Source organism: Mesorhizobium helmanticense, from assembly GCF_003034915.1.
GTDB classification, from domain to species: Bacteria; Pseudomonadota; Alphaproteobacteria; order Rhizobiales; family Rhizobiaceae; genus Mesorhizobium; species Mesorhizobium helmanticense.
The window spans coordinates 1-20,051 of the sequence record NZ_PZJX01000015.1 but is presented as its reverse complement, the minus strand read 5'-3'; the positions used below and the strand labels follow the sequence as shown (position 1 = coordinate 20,051).

The window sequence follows — 20,051 nt, the reverse complement described above, 5'->3', positions numbered from 1 at the left end:
CGGTGAGGGCCGCGGTCGGCGAGGTTCAGGAATGAGTCATGTGCAGAGTCCCAGGTCAAAGTGTCTCCGCTGTGACTTCAACTTTATTAAATCGCGTCCTTTGATCTTACTTCACGGGATATGTGACAGGGGGCGTAACGCTCTGCCGTCTCTCGTTTCGTTGGTGCTCATTCTGCTGTTGGCATCTCCGGCAAATAGCCAGTCGGCGCCCGAAGCGTCAGCGGTTGCCGCAGCGAACGACAGCTCGTCGGTCGTGGTTTCGGACCGCCCCGATATCGAGAAAGAGCCGGACAAGGCGCAACCTAGCGCGCTCGAATCCCAGGAAGCCTTGCGCCGCGAATTGGCCGCAGCACGAGCGGAGCTGGCCAGGCAGGCAGAGGCCCTGGAGGCACAGCAGCGAAGAGACGAGGCGCTCGCGCATAGTCTGGAGACGGCGCATCGTGTTATCGAAAATCTGAAGACGACAGCCAGTCTCTGGGACAGCACGAAAGGCGCCGTGCCTGAAGCGCAGACCTCAATGGAAACCGCTCAGGCTTCCGCCAAGCAAGCGCTTGAGCGCCAGAAGGTTGAGTCCCTCCAGCAGGAACTCACCACGGCACGTCAAGCCATCGATGCTCTCAAGACAGGCGCAAATCAGGAAACCGCTCAGGCTTCCGCCAGGCAAGCGCTTGATGACGAGCGCCAGAAGGTCGAGGTCCTGCAACAGGAGCTCACCACGGCGCGTCAGACCATCGACGCTCTCAAGACTGGCGCAAATCAGGAAGCAGCTCAGGCTTCCGCCAAGCAAGCGCTTGAGCGGCAGAAGGTTGAATCTCTCAAGCAGGAACTCACAACGGCGCGTCAAACCATCGATGCTCTCAAGACAGGCGCAAATCAGGAAGCCGCCCAGGCTTCCGCCAAGCAAGCGCTTGATGAGGAGCGCCGGAAGGTCGAGGTCCTGCAACAGGAACTCACCACGGCGCGTCAGACCATCGACGCTCTCAAGACAGGCGCAAATCAGGAAGCCGCTCAGGCTTCCGCCAAGCAAGCGCTTGATCGGCAGAAGGTTGAGTCCCTCGAACAGGAACTCGCCACGGCGCGTCAAACCATCGATGCTCTCAAGAAAAGCGCAAATCTGGCCGCGGGCGAGCAGGCCAACGCCGTGAAAGGCCGCCAGGCAGCCGAGGCCGCTTCAAAGCAAGCCGGAGAGACACTCGCACTGGAGCGCGAACGGGCAGATTCAGCTGAACGTGACCTCGACATTGTTCGCCGGGACCGCGATGCCTTGAAGCAGAACTCAATAGAATTGAGTGCGGCACTGGACCAGGAGCGTGAAAGAGCTACTGGTTTGGCCCGCAGCCTCAGTGCCGCGCGTAAGTCGATCGTCAAGGACAAGCGTCGCGCCGCTGCGGAGCGCACGCTGAAAGCACGTACCCCCGCGAGTGCAATTGCAAGTGCATTATCGGACTCGGGCGTGCAGCCAGCCAGTAAACCGCGCTCGCAGAAAAAACAGAAAGTGAAGTACCGGAAGTCGCCGCAGCTTGAGGTGCTGGCCATCGAACTTCCCGCACCATTGCTCCCAACGCGCCCACTGAACTAGCGCGAGCTGCGCCGGTGCCGACGAAGAAGCTGAATGTATGCCGCACGGGAGTATCAAAATGAAAAAATATGTGGCTGCCGCGTTGACGATCGGGATTGCGATCGGCCCTGCCTCGGCTCTGGGTGCAGGTTTGGGCGTTAGCGTCGGCGGTCTAGGGATCGGTGGTGGAGTGAGCGTCGGTTCGCAAGGCGTTTCTGCAGGCGCGAGCGTTGGCGGTCTCGGGGTCGGTGCTGGAGTGAGCGTCGGTTCGCAAGGCACATCTGTGGGGGTGGGCACGAGCGTCGACAGTGTGGGTGGAGCAAACGTTGGCGCTTCGGTCGGCGCAGGATCAGTCGACGCAGACGTTAGTGGCAATGCCAGCAACACAAGCGGAAGCGTTTCAGCGGGTGTCGGCGTGGGCGACGATCCGTCCGCCGCAAACAAATCGGTTACTGCTCCCGGCAGTCCGCCCGCCGTCGCGAAAGCCATTGTCCCCGCCAAGACCACCAGGCAATCGATCTCTCTGCCATCCGTTCTCAGGCCTTCCAGGACAGGCCGGGGTAACTCGACCCTGGGCTACCCGTTTGGATCCGTGGGACCCCTGAAAGCGATACCCGGTACGCCAGCCGCGGTCGTGCAAGCCTGCCGCGCGGCGATCATTTCCGCCGCGAAGCCGCTTGGCGCCGTCCGTGTCCGTGCGGTAAGCGCGGGTGCCTTGCATCAACGTCGAGGTGCACTCACGGCGCCGATCCAAGTGCGAATAGATTACGCAGGAAAAGGCGGCATCGAAGTCCGGCAGGCGAAGGTCGGTTGTCGCCTCGATAAGGCAGGCCGGGTCACCGCAATAATATAGTTCCAGGCCTGTAAAAGGGACACACGGCACTCTGCCCCAGTTCTACTACTATCGCCACACGCATCAGGTCACCGATTGCCAACTCGCACCAAGACCTTCACGGAACAAAGATCAAAAGCACATAGGTGAAAAAGACGACAAGGTGGACCAGGCCGGTCAGGAACGTCGTTCTTTCGTTGCTGAAGCTGACGCTGCTTATGAAAAGCGCCAGGACCAAAAGTACGGTGTCAGCCGCGGGAATGCCCAGCGTCAGGCCCCTTCCCGTCAGCAGGCTGGCGGCAGCGACCACCGGGATGGTCAAACCAATCGTGGCGCAGGCCGAACCCATCGCGACATTCAAACCGCGCTGCAACTCGTTGTTGAGGGCGGCACGAATCGCCGAAACGGACTCCGGCATCAGGACGAGGCCGGCGATCAATGCCCCCACAATGGCGTCGGCCTGGCTCACCTGGTAGGCAACCAGCGTATCCTCGATGCTTGCGGCGACTTGCTCGGCAAGCATGACAATGCCGATCAGACCGATCGCCAGCAGCAGAACGCGCGTGAGGATGCTCTCGTGAGGGTCGGCTCGCGTCGAGACGCCGTGTGCCTGTCCTTCAATGAAATCGTCCCGGTGGCGGACAGTCTGCGCGAATAGAAAACCCGCATAAAGCAGCACCGAAAGTACGCTGACAAAGCCAAGCTGAGCCGCCGAAAATGTGCCTGGATCCGTAGTTTGCGTGTAGGTCGGCAAAATAAGCGTCATGACGGTCAGCGCGATCAGAACCGCCAGATAGGCGCTGGTCCCTTGTCGGACAATCGCCTGCGTGCGATGCCGCCAGCCGCCAAATGTCAGACACACGCCGACAACGCCGGTGGATGTGATCATCACCGTCGAGAAGACGGATTCGCGTGCAAGTGTAGGGTTGTTTTCGCCATGCAACATCATGGACACGATGATCGACACCTCGATGGCCGTCACGGCTATGGTCAGCACCAGGGTGCCGTAGGGCTCCCCTACCCGACGCGCCACCGCCTCGGCGTGGTCGAGCACCACAAAGATGGTGGTGAACATGATCGCGCTCGAAATCGCTCCGACCAGGATCCTCATGTTGATGGAACCCTGGTCTACCGACAGCCCGCTGGCCCTGACCGCGATGGCCACAGCGAGAGCGGCCAACGGCATCGCGTAGGAAACCGCCGATCTTGCGAAACCGCTCATTGCAGCCTTTTACGCTTGTGCTCTTGTGGAAGTCTATTTGGAGCACATCTGGCGCGCTGCGACCACTCCCTATCCTGCGCCCGCAGGCCTCGCCCGAGGCGTCCGATAGTCTAGAAACATAATGCCACCCGCGGCCCGGAAAGATCGTGCCGGTCCTATCCAGGCGTATTCGCCTTGACGACCTTTTGGCATTCGGGCGTCAGCTCGCTCATATGGCCGGACAGGCATGCGATGATGCGGCCGCCGCCCTGCTGCACGCCGCTGCAGAACTTCTTGTAATCCGCCTCGCAGGCCTCGCGCTCGGACGCCGTCTGCGCCATCGCCACGGTGGCCGCCATCTGGGTCGCCAGGAAAAGCACGCTTAACGCAATCCGCATGACAACCTCCCCGCAAATATGTAAATTAGCTCACTTTCATATAGTGCGATATACACCGGGAAGTATCCAGAGGGGGAAAATGCTTTTCGTATCAGGTAGAATCGCGCCGGCGGCAGGCCTGGTCGCCGTTACAATACTATTGTCCGCTTGCAACGAGCAGAATGCTTACGTAGCACCGCCTCCGCCCAAGGTCGACGTGGCGCTTCCATTGAAGCAGAGCGTGACGCCCTATCTCGAGGCCACTGGCAACACTGCTGCGGTAAACACGACGCCGCTGGTTGCGCGCGTCTCGGGCTTTATCCAGGAAATCGACTACAAGGATGGCGACGAGGTCAAGGCCGGCGCCCGGCTGTTCCTGATCGAGCCCGATACCTATCAGCTGGCGCTCGAGCAAGCCCAGGCCGGCCAGGGTTCAGCCGATGCGGCCGCCAAGCAGTCCGGCGCCGACCTGAAGCGGCAGCAGGAGCTGCTGTCCCAGAAAATCATCTCGCAATCGACCTTGGACCAGTCCTCCGCGGCGGCCCAAGTCGACATCGCCAAGCAGAAACAGAGCGCGGTCGACGTCAAGCAGGCTCAACTCAATCTGAGCTACACCGAGGTCAAGGCGCCGTTCGCGGGCACCGTCACCTCCCGCCAGGTTTCGATGGGGCAGCTGGTCGGCGCCGGCGGCGCCACCACGCTGGCGACCATCATTCAGCTCGCTCCCATCTACGTCAATTTCAACATCTCGGAGCAGGATGTGCTGCGCATTCGCGCCGCCATGGCCAAGCGTGGAATGACCGCGCAGGACCTCAAGAAAATACCGGTCGAGGTCGGCCTGCAGAGCGAGACGGGCTATCCCCATGCGGGAATGCTGGACTATGCCGCGCCAGAAGTCACGGCCGCCACCGGCACACTGGCCGTCCGCGCCGTATTGCCCAATGAAGACCGGGCATTGCTGCCGGGCTATTTCGTGCGCGTGCGCGTGCCGCTGGGCGAAGAGCCGGACATGCTGCTCGTTCCCGACCGGGCGATCGGCAGCGACCAGAAGGGGCGCTACCTGCTCGTCGCCGGAAAGGACGATGTCGTCGAGCAGCGGCCGGTTGAGATGGGCCAACTCGTCGGAGCGTTGCGCGTCATCACCAAGGGTATTGCCGCGGATGACCATGTCCTTGTCTCCGGCCTGCTGACCGCCGTGCCCGGCCAGAAGATCGAGCCGCAAGAGAAGAAACTGGAAGCGGCTGCCACGGGCGCAGCGCAATGATCTCCAAATTCTTCATCGAGCGGCCGGTCCTGGCCAACGCCATCGCCATCCTCATGGTCGTCATCGGCATCATCTCGCTCTTTGCCCTGCCGGTGGCGCAGTATCCCGACGTGGTTCCGCCCACGGTTTCGGTAACGACGCGCTATCCGGGCGCCAGTGCGCGCGCGGTGATCGACACGGTGGCGCTGCCGATCGAGCAGCAGGTCAATGGCGTCGAGGGCATGATCTACATGCAGTCCTATGCTGCATCGGACGGCACCTACAATCTCACCGTCACCTTCGCCATCGGCACCGATCTCGACCAGGCGCAGGTGCTTGTGCAGAACCGGGTGTCCTCGGCGCTCGCGGGGCTGCCGCAGGCGGTGCAGGTGCAGGGCGTCACCGTTCAGAAGAAGTCGACCTCGATCCTCGAAATCGTCACCTTGACCTCGCCTGACAGCCAGTATGACAGCCTTTATCTCGCCAATTACGCGACCATCCGGCTGAAGGATGAACTCTCCCGGATACCGGGAGTCGGCAATGTCAATGTGTTCGGCGCCGGCCAGTATTCCATGCGCGTCTGGCTCGATCCCGAGAAGATGCAGGCGCGCGGCCTTACCACGCAGGACGTCGTCCAGGCGCTGAGCCAGCAGAGCGAGCAGGTCACCGCGGGCCAGATGGGCGCGCCGCCGGCGCCGGACGGCCAGTCCTTCCAGTACACGGTCGAGGTGTCCAGTCGCCTTGATGACCCCGACCAGTTCGGCGCCGTGATCGTCAAGACCGGCGCCAATGGCGACATGACGCGCGTGCGCGATGTCGGCCGGGTCGAACTCGGCGCCCAGACCTACGGGCAGTTCTTCAATCTCGACGGCCAGCCGGCCGCCGGCATGGCCGTCTTCCTGTCGCCGGGCGCAAACGCGCTCGATGTGGCCGGCAAGGTCGAGGCCAGGATGAAGGAACTGTCGGGCGAGTTCCCGAAAGGGCTGGCATATTCGATCCCCTTCAACACCACGATTTTCGTCAGCCAGGCGATCCACGAGGTCTACAAGACGCTGATCGAAGCCGCCGTCCTGGTGCTCATCGTCATCCTGCTTTTCCTGCAGGACTGGCGGGCCATGCTGGTGCCGGCAACGACCGTTCCGGTGACGATCATCGGGGCGTTCGCGGCGATGGCCGCGCTCGGCTTCTCGGTCAATCTGTCGACCCTGTTCGCCATCGTGCTTGCCATCGGCATCGTCGTCGACGACGCCATCGTCGTGGTCGAGGGAGCCGCCCACAATATGGAGCGTGGCATGTCGGGCCACGATGCGGCGATTGCCGCCATGAACGCGCTGTTCGGGCCGATCATCGGCATCACCCTAGTGCTGATGGCGGTGTTCCTGCCGGCTGCGTTCCTGCCCGGCCTTACGGGGCAAATGTATGCGCAATTCGCACTGGTGATTGCGGCAACCGCCATAATCAGCGCCATCAACGCGGCAACGCTCAAGCCGACGCAATGCGCAACCTGGCTGAGGCGGCCGGTGCCGCCGGAGCAGCGCAATTTCTTCTTTCGCGGCTTCAACGCGGTCTACCAGCGCATGGAGAACCGCTATGCCGGCTTGATCGGCTCCATGGTGCGTCACAGTACGGTTATGGGCATCATTGCGCTGCTGATCATCGGCGCGGCGGGCTACGGCATAGCGCGCGTGGCCACCGGCTTCATCCCGATCGAGGACCAGGGCTACATGCTCGCCGCGGTTCAGCTGCCTGACGGCGCCGCGCTTGGCCGTACGCAGGAGACGCTGCAACAGGTTTCGAAGATCGCCAAGGCAACGCCTGGCGTCGATCAGGTGGTGACGATCGCCGGCATCTCGGCGCTCGACAACAACTCGACGCTGGCGAACGCAGGCGTCGCCTACATCATCCTCAAGGACTGGAGCCTGCGCGGCAAGGGCGAGGATCTTGCCTCGCTCTACGCCACGCTCAACAAAAATATGTCCGGCATGGCTGACGGCACCGTGCTGGTGCTGCCGCCTCCACCGATCCAGGGCATCGGCAACGCCGCCGGCTTCACCATGCAGGTCGAGCTGCGTGACGGCAGTTTCGACCTCGCCAAGCTGCAGGGCGCGGTCGAGGCGGTGACCAGGGCTGCCCAGACGCAGTCTGGCATCCAGCGCGTATCGGCGCCGTTCCGCGCCAACGTCCCGCAATACACGGTCGAGATCGACCGCGAGAAGGTGCAAACCCTGGGGCTGACCACGGACCAGGTCTTCCAGACGCTCGCCGGCTATCTCGGCTCGACTTATGTCAGCCAGTTCAACAAGTTCGGGCGGGTGTTCCAGATCTATGTGCAGGGCGACGCGCAATTCCGCCTGACGCCCGAGAATATCGCCCGCCTGAGCGTGCGCAACCAGAACGGCGACATGATTCCGCTCGGCACGTTGCTGACGATCACGCCAAGCGTCGGGCCTTCGCTGATCAGCCTTTACAACCTCTATCCCTCAGCGTCGATCATCGGCGTGCAGGCGCAAGGCTTCTCGTCGGGCGACGCGATCAAGCTGATGGAAGGGGTCGCGGCCGACACATTGCCGCCCGGCACCGGCTACGACTGGACGGCGCTCTCCTATCAGGAGAAGCTCGTCGGCAGCCAGATCTATCTGGTGTTCGGCCTGGCGCTGCTCCTGGTCTATCTGGTGCTGGCAGGCCAATACGAGAGCTGGCTGGCCCCGATCTCGATCCTGCTTGCCGCGCCGCTGTCGCTGGTCGGCCCGGTCCTGGTGCTCAACGGCCTCGGCATCGACAACAATCTCTATGTCCAGATCGGCCTGATCCTGCTGATTGCGCTGTCGGCCAAGAACGCCATCCTGATCGTCGAGGTCGCGCGGGAGCTACGCGCCGCCGGCAGACCGATCGTCGAAGCCGCGATCGAGGCCGCACGTGCTCGTTTCCGCCCGATCCTGATGACATCCTTCGCCTTTATCCTCGGTGTCGCGCCGCTGGTGGTGGCGACAGGCGCCGGGGCCAGCGCACGCAAGTCGATCGGCATCACGGTCTTTTCCGGCATGATCGCCTCGACCTGCCTCGCCGTTCTCTTCGTGCCGTCCTTCTTCGTCATCCTGCAACGGTTCGAGGAATGGCGCGCCGCGCGCAAGACGAAGCGGGAGGTCACATCCACGCTTCCCGGCTAGGCACGGCAAAATCGCCGCGCCGGCCGGGGAGAACCACCTTTTATCGACGCATCAGTTTCGCAACCTCAATCAGGGAAATCTGACATGCTTTTCCACTCCGTCTTCCGCATCTTCGCGCTTGCGGGCGCGTCATTTCTGTTCATCGCGACCGCGCCGGCCTGGGCGGTGAACGCCCAGGTCGGCATCCTGAAATGCGACACCTCGACCGGCATCGGCGAGATCATTGAGCGCAAACAGACAATGACCTGCGTATTCACCAGGAATGACGGCACAACGGAAAACTACACCGGCTCGATCCACGAATTCGGCATCGAACTCGGCGAGGTGAAAGAAGGCCATCTCATATGGGCCGTCGTCAGCGGCTCGACGGCCAAGGACAATGGCCTGCTGACCGGCAAATATGATGGCGTCGACGCGGAAGCGGCCGTGGGTCTTGGAGTTGGCGCCGATGCCCTGCTAGGCGGAACCGAGAAAGCCTTTGCACTTCAACCGCTCGCAGTCGAAGGCGAAACTGGCATCAACATCGCGGCGGGGGTCGAGCAGGTTGAACTGACCGCGGCAAACTAGCTGGCCGGATTGCGGCGAAGCCCGCTGTCGACCCTCAACCCATCGTCTGCGTCACCATAAGCCGCCAGAACAGCCCTTGTCAGCCGGTCGATGCGGCGGTGAAAACCGCCAGCTGAGCATCGAATGCACGCTTGAAGGCCGGGCGCGCTTCGCCACGGGCGACATAGGCCAGGAGGTTCGGGAACTCGTCCAGCAAATTCGACCGGTTCAGCCGGCGCAACACCATCACCATCGAGAGATCGGCGGCGCTGAAGGCGCCATCGAGCCATTCGGCATCGCCAAGGCGAGCGGAGAGGTCGCGCAGCCGGCCACGGATGCGATCCTCGACAACGGCCAGGCGCTGCTTGTGCCAAGTCTCCTCGCCTTCCAGGAGTATGGCGGTCTCGCGCTCGACGATCGTCCACTCCATCGTGGTAACCGCGGCAAACATCCACATGACCGCGTGCGCCCGGGCATTCGCCTCGTCCGGCAGCAGGCCAGCATGGCGCTCCGCGATATGGAGCACGATGGCGCTTGAGTCGAACAAAGCGAGATCGCCGTCTTCATAGGTCGGAATCTGGCCGAAAGGCTGTAGTGCGTGATGCGGCGGTTCCTTCATCGCGGCGAACGAGACAAGTCGAACTTCGTAGGGCTGACCCACTTCTTCAAGCGCCCAACGAACACGCATGTCACGCGCCTGTCCCTTGCCGCGGTCGGGCGATTTTTCGAAGGCCGTGATGGTCGGGGTCATTGGAGGCTCCGGTGTTCGGGTTGTTGCGCCTTCAAAGGACGAACGACCGGCGTAGTTCCCGACAATTATTCCGGCCCCGTTGCCATATGGGGCGGCAACTTTTCTCCGATCGCCCTCAAGAATGGGATGGATTTCCTGCGATATCGTCTCTTCCCGATCTATATATCGGTTGAGATCGATGCAGGTAAAGATGGACCACGACATCATATTGAAGGCGCTGGCGCACCCGTTTCGACGTGATGTCCTGGCGTGGCTGAAGGAGCCTGAACGGCACTTCGCCGAGCAGGCGCATCCGCTTGAGATGGGCGTGTGCGCCAGCCAGTTCGAACGTCGCGGCCTGGCGCAGTCCAGTGTTTCGGCGCATCTGGCGACGCTGGCGTCAGCCGACCTCGTTAACACGCGGCGGGTCGGCCAATGGGTGTTCTACAAGCGCAACGAAGAAACCATCGCCGCCTTTCAGGTCGCCTTGTCCGATCTCTGACCATCCTCCCCCACTGCCCCCACAAATGCATGAAAGGCATTTCTCATGACTACCATCTTTGACCCCCTGCGGCTTGGCGACCTGGCGCTTGCGAACCGCATCGTCATGGCGCCGCTGACGCGCAATCGTTCTCCGAATGCGGTGCCCGGCGACCTCGCCGTCACCTATTACAGCCAGCGCGCCACGGCCGGGCTGATCGTAACGGAAGCCACCGCCATCAGCCATCAGGGCCAGGGCTATGCCGACGTGCCCGGCCTTTATGGCGCCGACCAGCTTGCCGGCTGGAAGCGCGTCACGGACGCCGTTCATGCCGCCGGCGGCAAGATCGCGGTCCAGCTCTGGCATGTCGGGCGCATCTCGCACAACACGCTGCAGCCCGGCGGCGGCAAGCCGGTGGCGCCGTCCGCTATCAGGGCAAAATCCAAGACCTATCTGGTCAAGCCGGACGGCATTGGCGAGTTCGTCGAGACGTCCGAGCCCCGCGCGCTCGACGCAGCCGAACTTCCTGGCATCGTCGAAGATTTTCGCCGTGCGGCCAAAGCGGCGATCGAAGAAGCGGGTTTCGACGGCGTCGAGATCCATGGCGCCAATGGATATCTCATCGACCAGTTCCTGCGCTCGGGCACCAACCATCGCAACGACAACTATGGCGGTTCCATCGAAAACCGGGCGCGCCTCCTGTTTGAGGTAGTCGACGCGGTGACAGGCGCTGTCGGCGCTGGCAAGACCGGGATCAGGCTGTCGCCGGTGACGCCCGCCAACGACGCTTCGGATACCGATCCGCAGCCGCTGTTCAACCATGTGGTGGCGGGCCTGGGCAACCGCGACCTTGCCTATCTCCATATCGTCGAAGGCGCCACCGGCGGCGCGCGCGACTTCAGCCAGGGCGACAAGCCGTTCGACTATGCGGACCTCAAAGCCGCCTATCGCAACGCCGGCGGACAGGGCGCCTGGCTGGTCAACAATGGCTACGACAAGGAACTGGCCGAGAAGGCCGTCGCGGACGGCTATGCCGACCTCGTCGCGTTCGGCAAGCTTTTCATCGCCAACCCCGACCTCGTCAGCCGCCTGAAGCGAAATGCCGAACTGAACGACCCGGACAAGGCGACGTTTTATGGCGGCAACTCCAGGGGCTATACAGACTATCCGACGGCGGCCTGAGGATCGGCACAAGGCCATGCTGCGACTTGCTGCCAAGGGTGGCGCAATTCCGGGAAAAGTGTGAACCCGTCCGGAATTGCTTCAAAACAAGAGACCGAGCAGTTCACCGTTTCCCCTGAAACGGCGAACTGTTCTGTGTCCCTCACGCCGTCTTCTGCGCTACCAGCCCCAACTCCTCGACCATCGCTTCGCGCATCAGGAATTTCTGCGGCTTGCCGGTCACCGTCATCGGCAGTTCGGTGCGGAAGCGGATGTAGCGCGGGATCTTGTAGTGGGCGATCTGGCCGGTGCAGAAGGCCTTGATCTCCTCGGCGGTGGCGACCTGGCCGGGCTTGAGCACGATCCAGGCGCAAAGCTCCTCGCCATATTTGGCGTCGGGAATGCCGAATACCTGAACCTCCTTCACCTTGGGATGGCGATAGAGGAATTCCTCGACCTCGCGCGGATAGACGTTCTCGCCGCCACGGATGACCATGTCCTTGACCCGGCCGACAATGTTGCAATAGCCCTCGACATCGATGGTGGCGAGGTCGCCGGTGTGCATCCAGCCGTCGCTGTCGATCGCCTCATGGGTTTTCTCGGCGTCATCCCAATAGCCCTTCATCACGGAATAGCCGCGCGTGCAGAGCTCGCCTGGCACGCCGACCGCAACGGTTGCGCCCTCGGCGTCGATGGCCTTGACCTCGACATGGGGGTGGATGCGCCCGACCGTCGAGACGCGTTTTTCCAGCGGATCGTCGACGCCGCTCTGGAACGACACCGGGCTGGTCTCGGTCATGCCGTAGGCGATGGTCACCTCCGCCATATGCATCAGTGACACCACCTTCTTCATCACCTCGATCGGGCAGGGCGAGCCGGCCATGATGCCGGTCCTGAGGCTGGTGAGATCGAACGAGGCGAAATCCGGATGGTCGAGCAGGCCGACGAACATGGTCGGCACGCCATAGAGGCCGGTGCAGCGCTCCTGCGCCACCGCCTTCAGCGTGGCGCCGGCATCGAAGCCCTCGCCCGGGAAAACCATGGTGGCGCCCTTGGTGACACAGCCCATCGTGCCCATCGACATGCCGAAACAGTGGTAGAGCGGCACCGGGATGCAGAGCCTGTCGTCGGCGGTGAGCTTGATCGCCGAAGTGACGAAATTGCCGTTGTTGACGATGTTGGCATGGGTCAGCGTGGCGCCCTTGGGTGCGCCCGTCGTTCCGCTAGTGAACTGGATGTTGATGGCCTCGCCGGGCTTCAGTCCCTCCGAAATGCGGTCGAGGCTGTCATGCTCGTCGCGCCCGGCCATCGCCAGCACGTCGGCGAAATTGAACATGCCGGGCGAATTCTCCTCGCCCATTCGGATGACGATCTCCAGCGCCGGCAATTTTTGCGCCTTGAGCTTGCCCGGCGTCGCCTTGGCGATCTCCGGCGCCAGCGTCTCGATCATGCCAAGGTAGTCGGAGGTCTTGAATTGGACAGCCGTGACCAGCGCCTTGCAAGCGACCTTGTTCAGGGCATATTCCAGTTCAGTCAGCCGGTAGGCCGGGTTGATGTTGACCAGGATCAGGCCAATGCGGGCGGTGGCGAACTGCGTCACCAGCCATTCCCAGCGGTTCGGCGACCAGATGCCGACGCGGTCGCCTTTCTCCAGGCCGAGCGCCAGGAAACCGGCGGCCAGCGCGTCCACCGTGTCAGACAGCTCGCTCCAGGTGAAACGCTTGTCCTGAGCGACGAAAACGGCGGCATCGAGCGTGCCGTATTTGCTGACAGTGTCGGAAAACAGCGCCGGAATCGTCTGGTTGAGCAGCGGCACCGTGCGCTCGCCCGAAACATGCGCCCTGCCGTCGACCGGCGCGACGAAAGTTGCGCCATTGCGCGGGCCGCGACCGCGCAGGTTGGTGGCATTCTTCAACTCGTCGAGATTGATCGGCATCGCCGTCTCCTCCGCAGACGGCCGAACCTATCAGCCCGGCAAGGTGGTGGAAATCCCATCGATGGTAGTGGGCAGGGTTTCGAACCCAGGTCGCGCCGGCAACCGCCGGAACCTGAAATAAAAAAACCGCCTCGGCGGGCGGATCCTTGGGCGCAAATCAGCACCGTGCCGAAATCTCTACCATAACTGATGGCACAAAGCAAGAACAAACATGCCGTGGTTCAGGCCAACCTATCTCTCCACCGACGCCATTTTGGCGGCGATGTCGCGCAACACAGCTTCGTCGGCGGCCGCGCGCGTCTTCCTCGAAGCCACAAGACAGGCCTCAGACCGCAGGACGACACCGTCGCCCAGCACTTTCAGATGATTGGCGCGCAGCGTCGAGCCGGTTGTGGTGATGTCGACGATGACGTCGGCCAGGCCCGCCGCCGGCGCACCCTCGGTGGCGCCCAGGCTTTCGACAATACGGTAGACCTGGATGCCGTGCTTTTGCGAAAAGAATTGCTGGGTCAGCCGCCAGTATTTGGTGGCGATCCTGAGGCGCCTGCCGTGACGCTGGCGGAAATCTGCGGCGACGTCGTCGAGATCGGCCATGCTATCGACATCGAGCCAGATGTCGGGCACCGCCACCACCACATCGGCATTGCCGAAACCAAGGCGAGCAACGATCTCGGCGCGCGTCTCCCAGTCGGCGAGGGTCTCGCGCAACAGGTCCTCGCCGGTGATGCCGAGATCGACCGTCCCCTGCCCGATCTCGCCGGCGATTTCGGAGGCCGACAGGAACGCCACCTCGATGCTTTCGGCGCCTTCGATGCGGGCGCGGTATTTGCGCTCGTCGCCGGGCAGGTTGACGGCAAGCCCGGCTCTGGCCAGCACCTCCAGCGCCTGCTCCTTCAGCCGGCCTTTCGACGGGATCGCCAGCGTGATCATGGCGCCCTCTCCCGCAACGCCTCGATGCGGTCGAGCCAGACGGAAAAGCCGACGCCGGGGATCGGCGTCTTCGCGCCAAGCAGCGTCAGCAGGCGATCGTAACGGCCGCCGCCGACCAGCGGCCGGTCGCCATTTTCCGCCGCGATCTCGAAGACGAGACCGGTGTAGTAATCGAGCGGACGGCCGAAGGCGGCGTCGTAGCGGATTTTTTCGACCGGCAGGCCGTGTGTTGCAATTGCGCTGGCGCGGGCAGCGAAATTCTCCAGCGCCGCGCCGAGGGAAAGGCCGGCGCCCGATGCGAAGGCTTCGAGCGCCTGGGCAGCACTGCCAAGCGGCACGTCGATCGCCAGAAAGGTTTTCAGCGCCGAAAACGCCTCGTTCGACAGCCTGACGCTGCGCAGTTCGGCCTTTTCGATCAGCCGCCGGGCAATGTCGGCAGGCGCGCGTCCGACCGACGCCGACAACCCGGCCTCCTCCATGCCGCCGGCGATGTGCGCCGACAGGCCTTCCAGATCACCGTCCAGCACAAGCGACGCGACAGGGCCGGAGAGCTGGCCATTGCGTGGTGGATTGGCGAGATCGGCCAACGCCGCCTCCAGCATCGGCGCCGAACCGAAGGCCCGCGCCAACCGCATGCGCCAGCCACGCGGCAGGCCGAGTGCCGCCAGCACCGCCTCGAAAATGGTCTGGTCGCCCAGCGTGATCGTCAGGGCCTGGTCCGGCAGCACCAGCGACAGCAAAGCATGCGCATCGGCCAACGAGCGGGCGTCGGCGGCGGCCGTGTCGCGATCGCCGAGATCCTCGATGCCGGCCTGGAAGAACTCATTGCCGCCTTCGCGGCGCTGGCGGAAGACCTCGCCGAGATAGGAATAGCGGCGCGGCGTGCCGGCCTGCGAGCTGATATGGTCGAGGCAGACGGGAATGGTGAATTCGGGCCTGAGACACAGCGTCTTTCCCGTCTCGCTTTCGGTGAGAAAGATGCGGCGACGCAGATCCTCGCCGGCCATGTCGAGGAACGGGTCGGCCGGCTGCAGCACCGCGACCTCGACAGCATGGGTGTTGCGCGCCGCGAAGAGGCTGGTGATGTCGGCTGATATGGCGGGGTAGCGGGAGGTCATTGCAGGCGCCCTTCCCTTCTCCCCGTGTGGGAGAAGGTGGATTGGCGCGCAGCGCCAAGACGGATGAACGTAGGCGCTCTACGGCGCCCCCCTCTGTCCTGCCGGACATCTCCCCCACGAGGGGGGAGATCGGATGTCGCGCCGGCTTTCGCCAATCGCCTACGTTGCAAGAAAAGCGAGATCGACGAAGCAGCCGATCTCCCCCCTCGTGGGGGAGATGTCCGGCAGGACAGAGGGGGGCGCGAAGGAACGCGGCCTCTATTTGCCACGTGCCCTCTCCTCGGCCTGCGCCGCGAGTATTTTGCGTACCTCACCGACCAGTTCACTCTCCGCCACCGTCACCTGCGCGGGCCGGGCAGCGCGCCATTCGGCATTGTCCGCTATCTCGGCCGACATCCGCGCGCCCTCGATCAGGTCCTTGATCTGCACCTCGCCCTTGGCGCGCTCGTCGCCGCCCTGGATGATGGCGACGGGGCTGCCGCGACGGTCGGCATATTTGAGCTGCGCCTTCATGCCGGCGCCGCCGAGATACATTTCGGAGCGAATGCCGGCGGCGCGCAGCTCGGCCACCATCTTCTGGTAGCGGCCGAGGCTTTCCGTGTCCTTGTCCATCACCAGCACGACGACCGGTGCGATCACATCCGACGTGTCGAGCTTGCCGAGGTTCTTCAGCGCGGTCATCAGCCGCGAGACGCCGATGGAAAAGCCGGTCGCCGGCACCGGTTCACCACGGAAGCGCGAGACGAGGCCGTCATAACGACCACCACCGCCGACGGAACCGAAACGGACAATCTGGCCGTCCTCATTGGGGATCTCGGCCAGAAGCTCGGCCTCATAGACCGGGCCGGTGTAATACTCGAGGCCGCGCACCACCGTTCCATCGATGCGAATTCTATCCGCACCATACCCACTTGTTCTAACTAGCTTTTCGATAGTCTCCAGACTTTCCAAGCCAGTTGAAAAGTTCTCATTTATCGAAAATTTTGAACTTAGCGCCCTCAAATTGTTCATAAAGGCAGAGTCTTCACTGAAAGCCATCTTCATATGCAAGGGGCCGGCCTCACTTGCACCAGAAAAAATGACCTCCCCCGAGTACGCCATCCTATCAATTTCACTGCCGTGAAGAAGACTCATAATGGCCAATATCTGTTCGGACTTAAGCCCGGCGCCCTTCGTAAAATCCCCGCTCTCATCGGCTCGACCAGGGCCAAGTAGTTCTTCGACCCCTTCCAAGCCGACGCGATCAAGTTTGTCGATTGCCCTCAACACAGTGAGGCGACGAGTGACAGTATGCTCCGAAGCTAGTCCTATTGCTTCAAGAACTCCGTCCCAAATACGGCGATCGCTAAATCGCACAACGTATTGGCCGCGCTTGATACCGAGCGCTTCCATGACGTCGGCCATCATCATCGCCATCTCGGCGTCCGCGGCCACGCTCGGTGCACCCACCGTGTCAGCATCGAACTGCATGAACTGGCGGAAGCGGCCGGGACCGGGCTTTTCATTGCGGAACACCCAGCCGGAGCGATAGCTGCGATAGGGTTTCGGCAGGCGCTCGTAGTTCTCGGCGACGAAACGCGCCGTCGGCGCCGTCAGGTCGTAGCGCAGCGACAGCCACTGGTCGTCATCGTCCTGGAAGGAGAAGACGCCTTCGTTCGGCCGGTCTTGGTCGGGCAGGAACTTGCCCAGCGCGTCGGTGTATTCGATCAGCGGCTGCTCGACCGGCTCGAAGCCATAGAGTTCGTAGACGCCACGGATCGTCGCCATCATCTTCTCGACGGCACGGATGTCGTCGGCGCTGCGGTCGGCAAAGCCGCGCGGCAGCCGCGCTTTGGTCTTTTCCGATTTGTCGGCCATGGGATGGGTCTTTTTGCTAGGTAAAACTGACTTGTTGCGAGCGCGCGTTTCCTAACCGATGCGGCTTGGTGCGGCAAGGGTTGGCAACTTCTTCTGGCTCATCCACTGCCGGGGCGGCCAAGCGGCTAGGGACATTGAGGCCAATTGCAGTGATTAGTAATTTCGAAACGCTTAGGGCACTTGCGAAACAAATCGCGCCAAAAAGGAAACAATTCCGCCATCAGCGCGGCATCGTGCAGACACAATCAGGGCCGATAAGTGCGCCGAAACAAAGGGTTCCGGCAATGACCACGGCACAAGGAACAGACATCGACAGCTCTGCTCGCGCGCTGCCCGCGGGTCCGTTCGAGGCCGCAGTTGAAGAACGCCGAGGCCCGACCATGCGCGATGCGCTGATGACCGGCCTGTTGGTGATCTATCCCGCCCTGGCCACGGTGGCGGCGATCGTCGCCGGCCTCTTTCTCGCCGGCGCCGGCGGCGTTTGAGCGCCGGCCTTCTCCTTCTCCCCTTGTGGGAGAAGGTGGATCGGCGCGCAGCGCCGAGACGGTTGAGGGGTGCTGGAAGAAATGAGGCGTCGGCGTTCCCTGGAACACCCCTCATCCGATCGAGCTTCGCTCGGCCACCTTCTCCCACAAGGGGAGAAGGCAAAGGAAGCTTATTTCGGCCGCTTGAATGCCTTTCGTTCCTTCTCCACCTGCACCCGGCAGACGCAGCCCTCGAGATGGTCGTTGACCAGCCCCATCGCCTGCATGAAGGCGTAGACGGTGGTCGGGCCGACAAAGCTCCAGCCGCGTTTTTTCAACTCCTTCGAAATGCGCACCGAGACCGCCGTGGTCGGGTTGGCGCGCAGATGGGCGAGGTCGACGATTGCGGGCCGCTCGTCGGGGCCTGGTTCGAACTTCCAGAACCAGGCGGCGAGCGAACCGAATTCATCGACCATTTCGCGGGCGCGTTTGGCGTTGTTGATGGTCGAGACGATCTTGCCGCGGTGGCGGACGATGCCGGCATCGCCGAGCAGGCGCTCGACATCCTTGTCGGTGAAGGCGGCGATCTTGTCTAACTCGAAGTTTGCAAAGCCGGCGCGAAAATTCTCGCGCTTGCGCAATATGGTCAGCCAAGACAGGCCCGACTGAAAGCCTTCGAGGCAGATCTTTTCGAACAGCCTGCGATCATCAATGACCGGCCGGCCCCATTCATGGTCGTGGTAGTGCAGATAGTCCGGCAGATTGCCGTGCCAGAAGCAGCGCTTCACACCGTCGGGACCGGCGAGCAGGCCTGTGTTTTCATTTTCCATCGCTAGAAATCCGTTCGTTAATGGGCTTCGCGCTGCTTTTACCCCGGCTTTACCAGATTCCTGAACCGGCCGGTAACCACACCAAAAGGTTTACTGACAAAGCGGCATTTTACGCATTCCGATTCATGTTTCGGTTGCGGCTTCGCGCCAATGCTCGCGCCATCGGGGGCTTCCCCGCGTGTTCGACGATCAAGGTGCGTTCCGATGAAGTCAGTGTTCCTTTCCCTGTTCGGCGCCGCGGCCATGCTTGCCGCCGGCGTCACCGCCTCCAGCGCCAATGACCGCTATGCCGACCGGCCGCCGGTGGTGGTGAGCCCCGACCTTTCGGCGCCCTGGGTGCTGCAGCTCGGCCACGCCCCGGGCATCGTGCGGCAAAGCCGGCAGGAGGTGCAGCCACAGCGGCGTTATCAGCGGCAAGCGCAACCCGATCGGCTGCGCACGGCAGCGGTGCAGGCGCCGGCCAGGCGCATGGTCGCGCGGCCGCAGATCAATCCGCTCTATCTGCCGCAGGAAGTCGCCTATGACGGCGGGCAGAAGCCAGGCACGATCGTCATCGATACGACGCAGAATTTCCTCTATCTGGTCGAGAAGAACGGCAAGGCGCGGCGCTATGGCGTCGGCACCGGCAAGCCGGGCTTCGAATGGTCGGGCACCCACAAGATCACCAACAAGCGCGTCTGGCCGGACTGGCGCCCGCCGGCGGTGATGATCAAGCGCGAGGCCGCCAAGGGCCGCTACCTGCCGACCTATCTCGCCGGCGGCATGGAAAATCCGCTCGGCGCGCGGGCGCTCTATCTCGGCTCGACGGAATACCGCATCCACGGCACCAACCAGCCCTGGACGATCGGCGGCGCGGTGTCGTCGGGCTGCATCCGCATGCGCAACGAGGACGTCGTCGACCTCTATGAGCGGGTCAATGTTGGCACCACGGTTGTGGTGATGTAATCTCCAGTTGCTTTTACCGGTGATTCTGTCCACAAGATTTCTGGAATAGGGATAACGGGGGACGGGCCGTGTGGGGATACGGTCAGTCACGAAAGGGCAGCACGGGAAACCGCGCTGCCCTTTTCGTTTCTGGATGATGGTGAAGCCAGGCCGCGCCGGCAGGTCGCACGCGAGGCACATCGGTTCGCTTTTCCCGCTGCCTTTTGCCTGCTCTTTTGCTATGTCGGCGGCAATGCTTCAAGACAAAGGCCAGACATCCATGTCCCTGCCCGACGACAGCCGCTATCTCAAGGGCGGCCCGGTCGCCCAACGCATCATCGCCGCCGTGCGCGAAGACGCGGTGATTGCGACTGCCGAAGGTTTTCCGCCCAAGCTTGTGTCGATCACCGTCGGCGACACTGCCGCGGTGGACGTCTATGTGCGCAACCAGCGCGCCAAGGCGGCACTGGCCGGCATCGCCTTTGAGGAGCGGCGCTTTCCCGCCGACATCACGGCCGGTGAACTGGAAGCGGCGATCCATGGGCTGAACGCCGATCCGCGCGTCACCGGCATCATCATCCAGCGGCCGGTGCCGGCGCATATCCCGGTCAAGACGTTGCAGGCGGCGGTGCATCCGCTGAAGGATGCCGAGGGCATGCATCCGGCCTCGATCGGCAACATCGTCTACAACCAGCT

At 62.8% G+C, this 20,051-nt stretch carries 18 protein-coding genes; 10 read left to right on the top strand and 8 right to left on the bottom strand.

Going from position 1 to position 20,051, the window contains the following annotated elements; all coding sequences use genetic code 11:
• The first annotated feature begins 163 nt into the window (after positions 1–163).
• Positions 164–1,579 carry a coiled-coil domain-containing protein gene (locus C9427_RS07130; RefSeq protein ID WP_146172516.1) on the top strand — a complete coding sequence of 472 codons (1,416 nt, stop codon included), beginning with the start codon at positions 164–166 and terminating at the stop codon, positions 1,577–1,579.
• 58 nt (positions 1,580–1,637) lie between these two features.
• Positions 1,638–2,411, top strand: a complete 774-nt coding sequence (locus C9427_RS34710; RefSeq protein WP_107648472.1) for a hypothetical protein — start codon at positions 1,638–1,640, stop codon at positions 2,409–2,411.
• A 97-nt stretch (positions 2,412–2,508) separates the two neighbouring features.
• On the opposite strand, the gene C9427_RS07120 is transcribed toward C9427_RS34710, so the two are convergent.
• Entirely contained in the window at positions 2,509–3,465 is a 957-nt protein-coding gene (locus tag C9427_RS07120; RefSeq protein ID WP_245437016.1) for a calcium:cation antiporter, read from the bottom strand.
• A 302-nt stretch (positions 3,466–3,767) separates the two neighbouring features.
• Positions 3,768–3,989, bottom strand: coding sequence for a cysteine rich repeat-containing protein (locus C9427_RS07115; protein ID WP_107648431.1), 222 nt, complete (start codon positions 3,987–3,989; stop codon positions 3,768–3,770).
• A 79-nt stretch (positions 3,990–4,068) separates the two neighbouring features.
• Between C9427_RS07115 and C9427_RS07110 the strand changes: the two genes are divergently transcribed.
• The 3 genes from C9427_RS07110 to C9427_RS07100 all read left to right on the top strand — a co-directional run bounded on the left by C9427_RS07110 (position 4,069) and on the right by C9427_RS07100 (position 8,945).
• Positions 4,069–5,232 carry an efflux RND transporter periplasmic adaptor subunit gene (locus C9427_RS07110; protein WP_107648430.1) on the top strand — a complete coding sequence of 388 codons (1,164 nt, stop codon included), beginning with the start codon at positions 4,069–4,071 and terminating at the stop codon, positions 5,230–5,232.
• A complete protein-coding gene (locus C9427_RS07105; RefSeq protein WP_107648429.1) occupies positions 5,229–8,378 on the top strand; it encodes an efflux RND transporter permease subunit in 3,150 nt (1,049 codons plus the stop codon). Before C9427_RS07110 ends, C9427_RS07105 begins: the two co-directional genes overlap by 4 nt.
• Before the next feature lie 84 nt (positions 8,379–8,462).
• Positions 8,463–8,945: a DUF992 domain-containing protein gene (locus tag C9427_RS07100; protein WP_107648428.1), complete on the top strand. Its 483-nt coding sequence runs from the start codon at positions 8,463–8,465 to the stop codon at positions 8,943–8,945.
• A gap of 79 nt (positions 8,946–9,024) precedes the next feature.
• On the opposite strand, the gene C9427_RS07095 is transcribed toward C9427_RS07100, so the two are convergent.
• Complete coding sequence (locus C9427_RS07095; RefSeq protein WP_107648427.1) at positions 9,025–9,675, bottom strand: glutathione S-transferase family protein; 651 nt, start codon at positions 9,673–9,675, stop codon at positions 9,025–9,027.
• Between the two features lie 190 nt (positions 9,676–9,865).
• Here C9427_RS07095 and C9427_RS07090 point away from each other — a divergent pair, with 190 nt between their 5' ends.
• Both C9427_RS07090 and C9427_RS07085 read left to right on the top strand, forming a co-directional pair.
• Complete coding sequence (locus C9427_RS07090) at positions 9,866–10,156, top strand: ArsR/SmtB family transcription factor (protein WP_107648471.1); 291 nt, start codon at positions 9,866–9,868, stop codon at positions 10,154–10,156.
• Between the two features lie 45 nt (positions 10,157–10,201).
• Entirely contained in the window at positions 10,202–11,317 is a 1,116-nt protein-coding gene (locus C9427_RS07085; RefSeq protein WP_107648426.1) for an alkene reductase, read from the top strand.
• A gap of 142 nt (positions 11,318–11,459) precedes the next feature.
• Here the strand turns inward: C9427_RS07085 and C9427_RS07080 are convergent, their stop codons facing one another.
• The 4 genes from C9427_RS07080 to hisS all read right to left on the bottom strand — a co-directional run bounded on the left by C9427_RS07080 (position 11,460) and on the right by hisS (position 17,047).
• Complete coding sequence (locus C9427_RS07080; protein WP_107648425.1) at positions 11,460–13,232, bottom strand: AMP-binding protein; 1,773 nt, start codon at positions 13,230–13,232, stop codon at positions 11,460–11,462.
• A 231-nt stretch (positions 13,233–13,463) separates the two neighbouring features.
• Positions 13,464–14,162 carry an ATP phosphoribosyltransferase gene (gene hisG / locus C9427_RS07075; protein ID WP_107648424.1) on the bottom strand — a complete coding sequence of 233 codons (699 nt, stop codon included), beginning with the start codon at positions 14,160–14,162 and terminating at the stop codon, positions 13,464–13,466.
• Positions 14,159–15,280: an ATP phosphoribosyltransferase regulatory subunit gene (locus tag C9427_RS07070; protein ID WP_107648423.1), complete on the bottom strand. Its 1,122-nt coding sequence runs from the start codon at positions 15,278–15,280 to the stop codon at positions 14,159–14,161. Before C9427_RS07070 ends, hisG begins: the two co-directional genes overlap by 4 nt.
• Before the next feature lie 258 nt (positions 15,281–15,538).
• Complete coding sequence (hisS, locus tag C9427_RS07060) at positions 15,539–17,047, bottom strand: histidine--tRNA ligase (protein WP_425351634.1); 1,509 nt, start codon at positions 17,045–17,047, stop codon at positions 15,539–15,541.
• 374 nt (positions 17,048–17,421) lie between these two features.
• Between hisS and C9427_RS07055 the strand changes: the two genes are divergently transcribed.
• A complete protein-coding gene (locus C9427_RS07055; RefSeq protein ID WP_107648421.1) occupies positions 17,422–17,622 on the top strand; it encodes a hypothetical protein in 201 nt (66 codons plus the stop codon).
• Between the two features lie 170 nt (positions 17,623–17,792).
• Here C9427_RS07055 and C9427_RS07050 read toward each other — a convergent pair whose 3' ends face one another.
• On the bottom strand, positions 17,793–18,431 hold the full coding sequence (locus tag C9427_RS07050; RefSeq protein WP_107648420.1) for a DNA-3-methyladenine glycosylase I: 639 nt from the start codon (positions 18,429–18,431) through the stop codon (positions 17,793–17,795).
• A gap of 204 nt (positions 18,432–18,635) precedes the next feature.
• On the opposite strand from C9427_RS07050, the gene C9427_RS07045 reads away from it, so the two are divergent.
• Entirely contained in the window at positions 18,636–19,376 is a 741-nt protein-coding gene (locus tag C9427_RS07045) for a L,D-transpeptidase (protein ID WP_107648419.1), read from the top strand.
• A 259-nt stretch (positions 19,377–19,635) separates the two neighbouring features.
• A partial coding sequence (locus tag C9427_RS07040) for a tetrahydrofolate dehydrogenase/cyclohydrolase catalytic domain-containing protein (protein WP_146172515.1) occupies positions 19,636–20,051 on the top strand: 416 nt, incomplete at its 3' end.